This is a genomic window from Serratia liquefaciens ATCC 27592 (genome assembly GCF_000422085.1).
In the GTDB taxonomy this organism is placed as follows: Bacteria; Pseudomonadota; Gammaproteobacteria; order Enterobacterales; family Enterobacteriaceae; genus Serratia; species Serratia liquefaciens.
Window position 1 is genome coordinate 2,131,977 of the sequence record NC_021741.1, and the last position, 13,171, is coordinate 2,145,147.

The window sequence follows — 13,171 nt, forward strand, 5'->3', positions numbered from 1 at the left end:
TGGTCAAGTCACTCTTTACCGTACTGGCGCAGCACCTGTTCTGCCGCGGCGAAGTCTGGCGCCAGCGGGCGGTCAACCTCGATAAACGGCACCTGCTTGCGCACCGCCGTATAGAGTGCTGCGGTGGGGGCGGATAGCGTAAAGCCGTTGTGTCGCTGCTGGCGCAAATCCACTGCCTGAGCGTCGTGCACCAACAAGATCCCCAGCAATTGATAGCTGTTGTCCACCTGCTGCTGAACGCGAGCCACCACCGATGGTGCATTGGTGGCGATGTCTTCAATATCGCCGGCGACCGGGAAATAATCGAGCGACACCGGCATGGCGAGTTCTTTGCTCCGCATCGCCAGCATCATGACCGGCTTTTCCATTGCGCCAAAGGCATGCACGGTGTGGTCGGTGCCGAGAAAACGACTCAGACCGGTAAACGCCGGGTTATTCAGTTTGACCACCTGTTGAGCGCTGGCCAGCGAATTATGCGCCAGCGCCAATCCCAATTGCTCAAAGGCCAGTACCCAGGGCAGCGGCTCAAAGTTGGCGCTAGGCAGTACGGCACCTTGCAGGCTGCCTTTGCTGACGTAGCCTACCGCCTCCTGCGGCCGCTGCGACGGTGCCGTAACGTCGAGTGCCACTCCAGGGTTGTCGTCGGAGCTGTTTAACTGCACCAGCAACTGGTCGTAAGCCTGCTGATAGCTGCGCTGGAGCTCCGCCAGCAGATAGACGCCGGAGCGAAAACTCAGCGGATCCTGCAAGGGACGGCTGTCATCGTGCTGCCACAGGCTGGAGCCGATCAGCAACTCGCGCAGGTTTTTCCCCATGGCGGCCACTTCCGGGTAAGGGCGTAGCGCCAGGGTATTGGCGAGAAACGGAGAGAGGTTACCGTTTAGCGCCTGCAGGCTGAGCGCATAGGTCAAGGTATTAACCTGCATCAGGTGGGCCAGCGAATCCAGTGCCAGAGCACCGCTGGCGGCGGAATAGGCATTGGAACTGAGGATCGCCAGCGCGTCTTTGGCATAAGGGGCAATGGCCGGTGTCTGACTGCTTTGCAGCACCGCTTTGGCCGCCACTTTTTTACCTTGATAATAAACTTCACCTTCGCCGAGCATCGCCAGCCCAATGTGGCTGATCACCGTGATATCCCCTTCGCCCACCGAACCGTCCGCCGGGATCACCGGGGTGATGCCTTTGTTGAGAAAAGCGACATAGGCGTCGACAATCGCCGGTTGGACACCGCCGCCACCGCTCAACAGGGCATTGAGCCGAGTGACCATGGTGGCCCGCGCGACGCGGACGCTCATGGCTTTGCCAATGCCGCCAGAGTGGGCATGCAGCAGGCCGACGTTGAATTTTTTCGATGCGTCGATCACCTCCTGCGTCAGTTTTCCGTGGACGTCGACCATCGGTCGGTCCTTGTTTAATCCGACGCCCACCGTCAGCCCATAGATTTTCAGCCCGCTCTGCGCAGCTTCGATCAGCACCTGATGTGACCGTGTCACGCGCTCCATGGCGACGGGCGTGACGCTCACCGTTTCACCGTCGGCGACCTGAGCAATCAGGTGCGGGGTAATAGAGTGTCCATCAAGCGTGACGGTGGCCAAGCCAAACGGGTTGTAACCGAGCGTCAGCGCGGCCAACAGCGATAAAGCGAATTTTCCTGGCATGATAAGTAAACCCTTATTATTGATTTTTATGTTGTTGTAACGTTATTCGTTTCAGGGCTGCTGCGCCGGACGGCGGGCGATAAAATACAGGGTAATCAACGCCAGTAAGCTGGCGAACATCACGTACCAGGCTGGCGCAAAACGGGTGCCGGTATTCTGGGTCAACCAGGTCAGGATCGCCGGCGCAAAGCCGCCGAACACCGTCACCGCTAGGTTATAGGACACCGACATTCCGCTGGCCCGTATCTGGGTGGGAAACAGATCGGACAGTGCCGCAGGGGCCACGCCGACGAACAGCGACACCAGCATGCAAAACAGTGTCTGTACCAGGATCAGCATTGCGGTGGTGTGGTAAGCGTCAAGCAGCAATAACAAGGGGTAGCTGGCAACCAGCAACAAGGCGGCACCGGCCTGCAGGATTTTCAGGGTACCGATGCGATCGGACCAGGTACCTGCCGCTACGCAGCAAACCACCATAAAGCAGTTACCGATTAGTGCCGCCAAAAACGCCTGATGGCTCTCGAAATGCAGCACACGCTGAACGTAAATCGGCATATAGATAATCAGCGCGTAAACGCTCACTGCCCACAGAATAGACAACCCGGTGCCCAGCAGCACGGCCTGAGGATGGGTACGGAACAGCTGTCTCAGTGGCTTTTCCGGAGCGCATTGTTCCCGCTGACGCCGGGCCTGCTCTTCGGCAAACAGCGGCGTTTCTTCCAGGGTTTTACGCATCCACAGGCCAATCGGTGCGATCGACAAGCCGATGATGAACGGAATACGCCATCCCCAGTCACCTACCTGTTCGTGACTGAGCGTCAGGGTGACCGCGGTGGCGACCAATGCGCCCAGGATATTGGAGATCCCCATGCTGGCCTGCAGCCAGGAGGCGTATTGGCCTTTCTGGTGCGCGGGGGCGTGCTCGATTAAAAATGCGGCCGCGCCGCCCACCTCTCCCCCGGCGGAAAATCCTTGCAGCACCCGGCCACACAGGATCAATAAAGGTGCGCCTATGCCAATAGCGCTGTACGGCGGTGCAAAGGCAATGATTGCCGTGCCTACGGCCATGGTCATGATAGTCAGCGTCAGGGCGGCCTTGCGGCCAACCCTATCACCATAAGCGCCGATCACCAGGGCGCCGAGTGGGCGAATGACGAAACCGAGACCGAAGGCCAGAAAGGCCTCAAACAGTTGGGTGCCGGGATCGTTGGGGTGGAAGAAGTTCTGCGCGATGTACACCGCGAAGAAGGCGTACACCGAGAAGTCATACCATTCCAGTGCGTTGCCGATGGAAGCGGCGGCAATCGCTTTACGCCCACGGCTTTTGCGCGGCGTAACGGCGGCGTCGGCAGCCAGCAGGGAGGAGATGGGCGGAACCGTGCTTTTATTCATCGTTGTTCTCCGCGAGGCAGTGAGATATAGGGCAGGGATTTTTCGGCAATCTCGTCGAGCGACTCCTGATAACCGGCGTCGGCGTATCGCATCACGCCGGTACTGGTGTCGTTGGTCATCGACAATTGCAGGCGTTGCTCCGCAGCGGCGCTGCCATCGGCGATGGTGGTGACGCCTGAGCTGGTCATATAACCGCTGTAACCGCCACCGCCGGAGTGGATTGCCACCAAATCCGCCATGGAGGCGCAGTTGACCAACGCATTGAGCAGCGGCCAGTCGGCGATGGCATCGGAGCCGTCCTTCATCTTTTCGGTCATGATATTCGGGTGAGCCATCGCCCCGGCGTCGAGATGATCGCGGGTGAAGGCGATAGGACCGGAAAGACGGCCGTCCGCTACCATGCGGTTCACTTCCAGCGCCAGCTCGGTGCGTTCCCCGTGACCGAGCCAGGCGATGCGCGCCGGCAGGCCTTCAAACGGCACATGTTGGCGCGCCAGGGTGATCCAGTTGCTGACGATGCGGTTATCGGCAAAGCGCTGCAGCAGGTAGTCGTCGATTACCCGAATATCGTTGCTGTCGTTGGACAGCGCAATCCAGCGGAATGGACCGATGGCGCGACAAAACAGCGGCCGCAGGAAGGCCTCGGTGAATATGGGGATCTCGAATGCGCGTGCAACGCCGCCCTGGTGGGCGTGGGTGCGGATAAGATTCCCGTTATCGAACACCACTGCGCCGCGATCCATAAAGCCGATCATGGCTTCTACGTGTTGCACAATAGAGCGGCGGCTGGCGTCCATCAGCGCATTGATATCCGCTTCGCGTTGCGCTGCCACCTGCTCAAGGCTGTAACCGGCGGGGACATAACCGTACACCAGGTCGTGCGCCGCCGTTTGGTCGGTAACGATGTCCGGAACTACGCCGCGGGACAAAATCGCCGGGTAGACTTCGGCGGCATTGCCCAGCAGCGCAACTGACAAGGCCTCTTTGCGTTGCTGAGCAGCGGCGATCATCGCCAGTGCCTGATCGAGATCTTTCGCCTGGTGCTGTAAAAAGCCGTTTTTGAGCCGTTTGTCGATACTGGCCTGATTGACCTCGACGGTCAGAATCGCAGCGTTGGCCAGGGTGCCCGCCAGCGGTTGCGCACCGCCCATGCCGCCCAGTCCGGCGGTGAGGATAAAGCGGCCGCGTAGATCGTTAGCGAAATGCCGTTCGGCGATACGCGAGAAGATTTCATAAGTCCCCTGGATCACCCCCTGCGAACCGATATATTGCCAGTCGCCGGCGGTCAGTCCGCCCCAGCAGATCAGGTTTTCTTTTTCCCAGCGGTAGAAGTTCTCCGCCTTCGCCCATTGGCCGACCATATTGCAGTTGGCCATGATCACCAGGGGGGCATTAGCGTGGGTCTGCAGCACGCCGATTGGCTTGCCGGATTGCACCAGCAGGGTTTGGTCTTCACGCATGGTTTTTAACGCATGAACAATGGCATCGTGTGACGGCCAGTCGCGCGCCGCACGTCCCAATGCCGCATATACCACCAGTTCGTCGGGATTTTCGCCAACGGCCAGCACATTTTCCAATAGACGCAACAGCGCTTCTTGCCGCCAGCCCAGGCAGCGCAGCTCGGTGCCCGAGGTCACTTTAAAGGCTCTTTTCATGCGGCATCTCCCGTCGGCAGGTAGCTGCGTAAGTCAATCCCGAGGGTTTTCTCTACCGGCGGATAAACCGCCGGATCGGTGACCGACGAGGAAAGCGGGAACTGAGAATGATGCATATGGAAAATCACCACTTCCATGCCTGGTTTTAACTGCCCGGCGCTTACCGGGTTGCCGGCCTTGTCGAGGGTAGTGATCACGTCTGGATAACTGGCGAGACGCTCACCGTGGGCGTCTTCCACCGCCATATGTTCATTCATGATATGGATACGGCGCAGGTCCGTGCCCTGGCCGACAGTCACGATGCCGACGTCGAACGCCTCTTCGGTATAACGCAGGCTGTTGGCGGCAACCTTGCCGCTGCCGATAATATTGCCGCCGGTGTGGCGACAGATGGTCTCGACGATGCCGTTGCCGTTTGCCGCCAGAATGCTTTCGCCCAAGGCGATCGCCTGGCTGATGCCCCCCAGCGCAGCGTGTTGGCGCACGTAGCCGGCTGGTATCGGGTTGCGGCAGCTGGCGATAAAGCCGCCGGACATGTCTGCCGCTTTGCGCAGCACCGGCGACACCTTGGCCGTGGCGCCTTTCACCACCAGTTCGATATAGGCGTTATTGGCCCGATTGCCGCCGACGGCAGCCTGGATCATCGGTTCAGGGCTGGAGGCCAGGCCGATGGAGCCCATGTCGCCAGTCGGGTGGGCACGCAGATCGCCGACCGCATCGACGACCTTGCAACCGAGGATCGCGGCAGGCAACCAGCCGTTGAGGGTGCTGGACATGCCGTTCTGCCCAACCATCAATCCAGCGATAGGGGCGCCCAGTTCCTGCTGCACCAACTGCACGGCCTTAACGTAGTCGACGCCGAGCATTTGCCAGTCGGTCAGGCCGCCGGGGGCGCCAATCGCTGCCGCGGTAGCAATCCAGTCGTTATCGTTCAATTCCTCAAGGCTGACCAGTTCCGGTCGGCCAATAGTCACCGCCAGTCGCCCAAGCTCCAGGCCGTGGGCAACCCAACCGCCACCGCCGCAGGCAAATACCGAACCGCCTTTTACCGCGGCCTCCACATCGTTAAGTGTTAAAACACGCCCCATGGTCTGTGCTCCTGAAAGTATCGGTGAGATTGCGCTTGAGTGAATAATCTGTGAATAGTTGCGCTACCGGAATTCGATACTAGGGGGCGGTTAACCAAAATGTCGCATTACTTTTTATCACCTGCGTATAACACAATGTTAACCCATGCTTCAGGCGCAATAATGAGCCGCCATCACCCAGGGGAGTGGTGATGAAATGCGTTAGCGCGACCAGTGGATCTGCACTGATTCGAGGGTGGCAATAAACGCCTGAGCCAGTCGTGAAAGGGGCTCGTACATGCCGTGTACGATGCTGATGGGGGTTTTGGCAGTGGGTTCGATGGGCCGAAAAACCACCTTGGTCCACACCGGGCCATTGGCGGTAATTTCATCGATCAGCGCAATGCCAACCCCGGCTTGCACCAGTGCGCAGGCGACGTGGATCTGCTGCACTTCGACGGTAGGGCGCAGAATGATATCGGCATCACTTAACAGTTTGCGCACCAGTTGGCCGATCGGGATCTCGGCGCCATAGCCAATAAAAGGCTGGTCGATCAGATCCTCGATACCTATCACATTTTTGGCGGTTAATGGGTGTGAGGCAGGTAACGCCACCACCAGCCGGTTTTCATACAGCTGGCGCGAATACACGTTGGGATGGCCTTCGTGCAGAAAAGCGACCCCCAGTTCAACCTGTTGCGTCAGCACCGCCTGCAACAGCACGTCCGGGATCATGGTGTGCAGTATCACCCGCGCTTCGGGCAATTGCGCGTGGAATTTTGCGATGGCGCTGGGGATCAGCCCTTGCCCCAGACTTGGGCTGCAGGCGATACGCAGGTGGCCCATACGGTTTTGGATCAGGTCCTCAGCCACTTCGTTAACCCGCTGAACGCCCTGATAGACCGAATTGACCTCGACAAACAGGTGACGAGCTTCCGGGGTCGGATACAGTCGCCCCTTGATGCGTTCAAACAGCGTCAGACCCAACCGCTGTTCGGTGTAGCCGATCAGGCGTGAGACCGCTGGTTGTGAAACGTGCAGCAGCTTGGCGGCACTGCTGATCGAACCGGTCAGCATGATGGCGCGGAACACTTCGATTTGCTTGAGATTTAAACGCACAGCCCCTCCACAATGGTTAACATTTTGTTATGCATGAGTGATAAACAAGCATAAGACAGAATAGGCAACCTCACCCTACACTGGCCTGACTATCGGCACAATCGACCGATTGATAACCTGAGGTATATGCATTTTTATGCATTATTCTATGCAATGGAATTAGGGGAGAGGCGCTATGAATCTGAGTCAACGGCCAGAGCTGGTGGTCAAGGGCAATCTGGTGGATGCCGAGCGGGTGACTCCGGACGGCTGGCTGGCCATCGCAGGCGGTAAAATCATCGGCAGCGGCAGCGGTCAGGCACCGGAGGCCCCACAGGTGATCGACGCCGGCGGCAAGTGGATCCTGCCGGGGGTGATTGACGGTCAGGTGCATTCCGGCAGTCAGGCGAATCAGGAAGGATTGGGCTGGGCGTCGCGGGCGGCGGCGGCGGGGGGGATCACCGTGATGGTCGATATGCCTTATGACGATCCGCAGCCGGTGGCGTGCCGCGCTCTGCTGGAAGCAAAAATTGCCGAGGTGGAGCGTGACTGCCATGTCGACGTGGCGCTGTTTGGCACCCTGAACGCAACCTATGGGTTCGATGCCGCTGCCGGACTGATCGAAGGTGGGGTATGTGCCTTTAAGTTTTCCACCTTTGAAGCTACGCCGGGCCGGTTTCCTCGGGTGGACGAAGACGACCTGATGCATGCTTTTGAGCTTATTGCGCCGACCGGGCTGGCCTGTGCGGTACACAACCAGATGCAGGAGCTGACGCGTAAAAATATCCAGCGAATGGTCGAGGCCGGCGACACTGGCTGGGATGCATTTATGCGTGCTCACACGCCGCTGATAGAAAATCTGGCAACGGCGCTAATTTATGAAATGGGGGCGGAAAGCGGGGCTCGCGCCCATGCGGTGCATGTTTCCACTTCACGCGGTTTCGAACTTTATCGGATGTATCGGCAGGCTGGCTACCCGGTCAGCATTGAAACCTGCGTACAGTATTTGATGCTCAACCATGAACAACATACGCGCCAGTTTGGTGCCAAGACCAAACACTACCCGCCGATCCGTCCTAAAGCGGAAACCGAACTGTTGTGGAGCCATATTGCGCAGGGCGACTGCACCTTCGTTTCTTCCGATCACGTCAGTTGGGGTCTGGAGCGTAAAGGGGACGACAACGTGTTCAAAAACGCCTCCGGTGGCCCCGGGCTGGAGACGCTGTTACCGGCGTTGTGGAGCGGCTGCGAGCAGCACGGCATTGCGCCGACCACCGTCGCGCAGCTGCTGTGTCGCAATCCCGCACGGCATTTTCTGCTCGACGATCGCAAAGGGGGGTTTGACACAGGTATGGACGCCGACTTTGTGGTATTGCGGCCCGAGCGCTACCGATTCGATCCCGCGAACAGTTTGTCGGCGGTGAAATGGAGCACCTTCGAAGGCATGGAGTTCAGCGTACGGGTGGAAGCCACCTATTGTCGCGGCCAAGCAGTCTTTGCCGAGGGCCGTATTCTTAATTCGCCGGGGTCGGGACAGTTTCTGCGCCCGCGCGTTGCCAACGGAGCAGGCCAATGATCGAGTTAATCAACAGTGAACGTTTGTGGGCGCGGGTCAATCATCTGGCACAAATGACGTTGCCGGATGTGCCCTGGACACGACGGGCATTTACGCCATTGTTCAGCGAGGCAAGAGCCTGGCTGGCGGAACAAATGAAGCGGGCTGGGCTAACGGTAACGCTGGACGAAGGCGGTAATCTGATCGGTCGGCGCGCCGGGGTGCGCAACGATCTGCCGCCGATAGTGACCGGTTCGCATTGCGATACCGTGGTGGGCGGCGGCCGCTATGACGGGATTATCGGCGTGCTGGCGGGGATTGAAATCGCCCATTGTCTGCATCAACAGGGGATAGTTTTGCAGCATCCGTTTGAGGTTATCGACTTTCTGTCCGAAGAACCCAGCGATTACGGTATCTCCTGCGTGGGCAGCCGGGCGATGAGCGGTGAATTGGACGGCGGTATGCTGGCTTCCCGGAACGCGCAAGGCGAAACGCTGGCGGAGGCGATGGCGCGTATTGGCGCTCTGCCGGAAAAACTGAACCGGCCGCTGCGCCTGCCGGGCGGTACCGCCGCTTACGTTGAGCTGCACATTGAACAGGGGCCAGTGCTGGAGCGCCAGCACCTGCCGATTGGCGTGGTGACGCACATCGTCGGCATCCGCCGGGTGTTGGTGACGGTGCTTGGGCAGCCGGATCACTCCGGTACCACGCCGATGGATATTCGTCGCGATGCTTTGGTCGGAGCAGCGCATGTGATTGAGCAGGCGCACGCGATGGCGTTACAGCAAAGCGGCAATCCACATTATGTGGTGGCGACCGTAGGGCGCATCGCCATGACGCCAAATGTCCCCAATGCGGTGCCAGGGCAGGTAGAACTGATGCTGGAGGTGCGCAGTGACAGTCAGGCGCTGTTGGAGACTTTCCCGGAAGCGCTGTTGGAAAACTGTCGGCCACGTTTGCAGAGTCTGGATTTACAGACGCAATTGCAGCATGTCAGCCGTGCACGACCCACCGCCTGCGCGGAAACGGTGATGCAGGCGATCGAGGGGGCAGCTCATTCGCTGGGGTTGGCCGGCCGCCGGCTGCCGAGCGGTGCCGGACATGATGCGGTTTATATGGCGTCGACCGGGCCGGTGGGGATGGTGTTTATTCCCTGTCTGAATGGGCGTAGCCATTGCCCCGAGGAGTCGATTACCGAACAACAGTTGGCCGACGGGGCCAGGGTGCTGGCGCAGGCGTTGATCAATCTGGATAAGCAATTGGCATAAAAAAGGGGCCAGAAGGCCCCTGTAAGGATGATAAAGCGCGCTGTGGCTTAAAGTTTAGGCCCGGCGCTCATCAGTTTTTCCCCTGCGGGGGTGACGGTGTATTTGGCAAAGTTATCGATAAAGCGCTGGGCCAGATCCTGGGCTTTTTCCTGCCACAGCGATTCGTCGGCGTAGGTTTTACGCGGATCGAGGATCGAAGGATCTACCCCCGGCAATGCCTTCGGTACCGCCAAGCCAAAGATTGGCAGGTTGAAGGTGTCGGCGTGCTCGATCTCCCCGTTTAAAATGGCGTCGATGATGCCGCGGGTGTCCTTAATGGAAATACGCTTGCCGCTGCCGTTCCAGCCGGTATTCACCAGATAGGCCTGTGCACCGGCCGCTTCCATGCGTTTGACCAGCACTTCTGCGTACTGCGTCGGGTGCAGCGTCAGGAACGCCGCGCCGAAACAAGCGGAGAAGGTCGGGGTTGGGGTGGTAATGCCGCGCTCGGTGCCGGCCAGCTTGGCAGTGAAGCCGGACAGGAAGTGATATTGGGTTTGTTCCGGTGTCAGGCGTGATACCGGCGGCAATACGCCGAAGGCATCCGCCGTCAGGAAGATTATTTTCTTGGCATGTCCCGCCTTGGACACGGGTTTGACGATGTTTTCGATGTGGTTGATCGGGTAAGAGACTCGGGTATTTTCGGTCTTGCCGGCGTCATCGAAATCGATGCTGCCATCGGCCAGCACCTGCACGTTTTCCAACAGCGCGTCCCGGCGGATAGCCTGATAAATCTCTGGCTCAGCCTGAGGAGACAACTTGATGGTCTTGGCGTAACAGCCGCCTTCGAAGTTGAATACGCCGTCGTCGTCCCAGCCGTGCTCGTCATCGCCGATCAGCTGGCGTTTAGGATCGGTGGAGAGGGTAGTTTTGCCGGTGCCGGACAGGCCGAAGAAGACCGCCACGTCACCCTGTTCGCCCACGTTGGCTGAGCAGTGCATCGAGGCAATACCCTGCAGCGGCAGCAGGTAGTTCATGATCGAGAACAGGCCCTTTTTCATTTCGCCGCCGTACCAGGTCCCGCCGATCAACTGTATGCGTTCGGTCAGGTTAAAGGCGACGAAGTTTTCCGAATGCAGCCCCTGCTGTTTCCAGTCAGGGTTGGTGCATTTGGCTCCGTTCATCACCACAAAGTCCGGCTCGAAATTCTGCAGCTCTTCATCCGACGGGCGGATAAACATGTTTTTGACAAAGTGCGCCTGCCAGGCCACCTCGGTGATGAAACGCACTTTCAGGCGGGTGTCTGCGTTAGCGCCACAGAAGGCATCCACCACAAACAGACGCTTGCCGGAAAGTTGGTTACCCACCAGCGTTTTCAGATGTTGCCACACTTCCGGCGACAGCGGCTGGTTGTCGTTTTTGCCTGTACCGCTATCGGACCACCAAACGGTATCGCGCGTGGTGTCGTCACGCACGATGTATTTGTCTTTCGGAGAACGGCCAGTGAATTCGCCGGTATCGACGTTGACCGCGCCCAACGTCGTTAACGTACCGCGCTCCAGCGCCGGCAGGTCGGCGCGGGTTTCTTCGATAAACAGTTGTTCATAGCTGGGATTATGGACGAGCTCGGTAGCCTGATGGATACCGTAGCGGGCCAGCGTTTGTGGGGTAATCGCGATTGAAGACATATCCTACTTCCTTATTAGTTCTATGCCCTTCGCCTTTCTGACCACGGCCTTTGAAAGCGATAGGGCATATATTATGTGCCTGCTTTCCGCACGGTGCCGCGTGCAGAGCAAGGCTCGGGTACAAGCTGACCGGATTCAGCTATTTACCGCTCCGGTTCTCATTAATAAACGCACGGATTTTTACTTCCATCTATAGCATAGCAGTGAATTAGCGCCTGATTAATTTAATTACAAAACGCTGACGATAATTAATTAAAACCAACATTGGTGGGGGCTCACAATATTGAATTAATAAAAGGTAATTTGGTTTTGTATTTTTATTTTTTATCATATTGTCAGTGCTGTCCACTATTTTATTTATTATAAATACGCCCATTCCGAAACGTACCTTTTAAAGCTTATAAATTATTTTATATGCCATTAGTCGATCCGCTCCACACTGAACGCTTGTCAGCAGGGTGAATAATGAAACAGATAAATGCAGAAATGACCTGTGAGAAAGAGATACCGCAACCTGATTCATCAGGATTGATTAACCACCTGCGGAAAATGGATATCGGTGCCGTGCCGGTTGCGCTGTTTATCACCATTTGCGCGATTGTCGCCGTATCGGCCTACGCCAACTTCCTGCCAAAGAATATGATCGGCGGCCTGGCGGTGATCATGACGCTGGGCTTTGCGCTGGCGCATTTAGGTAAAAGCATTCCGGTACTGCGTGATATTGGCGGCCCGGCCATTCTGTGCTTGATGGTACCTTCGGTGCTGGTGTACTTTAATTTTTTCCAGCCGAACGTGATGGGTACCGTCCATCTGCTGATGAAAGACGCCAATCTGCTGTACTTTGTGATCGCCAGCCTGGTGGTCGGCAGTATTCTTGGCATGAACCGGGTAATTCTGATCCAGGGCATGATCCGTATGTTCGTCCCGCTGGTGGTGGGCACGGTAACGGCGGTGGCAACCGGATTGCTGGTGGGTAAGCTGTTTGGTTTTACCTTCTATCACACCTTTTTCTTTATCATCGTGCCGATCATCGGTGGCGGTATCGGCGAGGGCATTTTGCCGCTGTCGCTGGCGTATTCCGCCATTCTGGGTTCGACACCCGACGTGTACGTTGCACAACTGGCGCCGGCGGCGGTGCTGGGCAATATCTTTGCCATTGTCGCGGCCGGAGTGCTGGCGCGACTGGGCATGAAACGCAAGGCGTTGAGCGGTGACGGCATGCTGATCCGTTCGGCGGAGGAAAACGCGGTATTCGATATCAAGGAAACCAGCGGCAACGTCGATTTCCAGCTGATGGGCGGTGGACTGCTGGTGATTTGTGCCTTCTTTATCGTCGGTGGCCTGTTCGAACATATCGTGCATATTCCCGGTCCGGTACTGATGATTCTGTTTGCGGTACTGTGCAAATATTGCCGGGTGATCCCAACCTCAATGGAAACCGGTGCGCACAGTTTTTATAAGTTCGTCTCCACCGCGCTGGTGTGGCCGCTGATGATTGGCCTCGGTATGCTGTATGTTCCGCTGGAAAGCGTCGTGGCGGTGTTCTCGGTCGGTTATGTGGTGGTATGCGGTTCGGTGGTGTTGTCGATGGGGCTGGTGAGTTTCCTGATTGCGCCTTACCTGAAAATGTTCCCGGTTGAAGCGGCGATTGTTACCTGCTGCCACAGTGGCTTAGGCGGTACCGGCGATGTCGCCATTCTCTCCGCATCCAACCGGATGGGCCTGATGCCATTTGCACAAATCGCCACGCGCATCGGCGGTGCTTCCACCGTTATCGGCGCCACGCTGTTATTGGGTTGGTTAATTTGAAT

Annotated in this window: 9 protein-coding genes; 3 read left to right on the forward strand and 6 right to left on the reverse strand. The window is 57.8% G+C overall.

Annotated elements, in window-relative coordinates:
• Window positions 1-8 precede the first annotated feature (8 nt).
• The 5 genes from M495_RS09995 to M495_RS10015 all read right to left on the reverse strand — a co-directional run bounded on the left by M495_RS09995 (window position 9) and on the right by M495_RS10015 (window position 6,891).
• The gene (locus M495_RS09995) at window positions 9-1,658 is read right to left on the reverse strand and encodes an HAL/PAL/TAL family ammonia-lyase (protein ID WP_020826523.1); all 1,650 of its coding nucleotides are present in this window, start codon (window positions 1,656-1,658) and stop codon (window positions 9-11) included.
• 51 nt (window positions 1,659-1,709) lie between these two features.
• Window positions 1,710-3,050 (reverse strand): MFS transporter, encoded by a 1,341-nt coding sequence (locus M495_RS10000; RefSeq protein WP_020826524.1) that lies wholly within the window; start codon window positions 3,048-3,050, stop codon window positions 1,710-1,712.
• On the reverse strand, window positions 3,047-4,705 hold the full coding sequence (locus M495_RS10005) for a urocanate hydratase (RefSeq protein WP_020826525.1): 1,659 nt from the start codon (window positions 4,703-4,705) through the stop codon (window positions 3,047-3,049). The genes M495_RS10000 and M495_RS10005 overlap by 4 nt, the downstream gene beginning before the upstream one ends.
• The gene (locus tag M495_RS10010) at window positions 4,702-5,793 is read right to left on the reverse strand and encodes a DUF917 domain-containing protein (protein ID WP_020826526.1); all 1,092 of its coding nucleotides are present in this window, start codon (window positions 5,791-5,793) and stop codon (window positions 4,702-4,704) included. Before M495_RS10010 ends, M495_RS10005 begins: the two co-directional genes overlap by 4 nt.
• Before the next feature lie 201 nt (window positions 5,794-5,994).
• Entirely contained in the window at window positions 5,995-6,891 is an 897-nt protein-coding gene (locus tag M495_RS10015) for a LysR family transcriptional regulator (RefSeq protein ID WP_020826527.1), read from the reverse strand.
• A 175-nt stretch (window positions 6,892-7,066) separates the two neighbouring features.
• On the opposite strand from M495_RS10015, the gene M495_RS10020 reads away from it, so the two are divergent.
• Both M495_RS10020 and M495_RS10025 read left to right on the forward strand, forming a co-directional pair.
• Window positions 7,067-8,446: a dihydroorotase gene (locus tag M495_RS10020; RefSeq protein WP_020826528.1), complete on the forward strand. Its 1,380-nt coding sequence runs from the start codon at window positions 7,067-7,069 to the stop codon at window positions 8,444-8,446.
• Window positions 8,443-9,693: a Zn-dependent hydrolase gene (locus M495_RS10025; protein WP_020826529.1), complete on the forward strand. Its 1,251-nt coding sequence runs from the start codon at window positions 8,443-8,445 to the stop codon at window positions 9,691-9,693. Before M495_RS10020 ends, M495_RS10025 begins: the two co-directional genes overlap by 4 nt.
• Window positions 9,694-9,740: 47 nt before the next feature.
• On the opposite strand, the gene pckA is transcribed toward M495_RS10025, so the two are convergent.
• Window positions 9,741-11,360, reverse strand: a complete 1,620-nt coding sequence (gene pckA / locus M495_RS10030) for a phosphoenolpyruvate carboxykinase (ATP) (protein ID WP_020826530.1) — start codon at window positions 11,358-11,360, stop codon at window positions 9,741-9,743.
• 465 nt (window positions 11,361-11,825) lie between these two features.
• On the opposite strand from pckA, the gene M495_RS10035 reads away from it, so the two are divergent.
• Window positions 11,826-13,169, forward strand: a complete 1,344-nt coding sequence (locus M495_RS10035) for a 2-hydroxycarboxylate transporter family protein (RefSeq protein ID WP_020826531.1) — start codon at window positions 11,826-11,828, stop codon at window positions 13,167-13,169.
• Window positions 13,170-13,171: the final 2 nt, after the last annotated feature.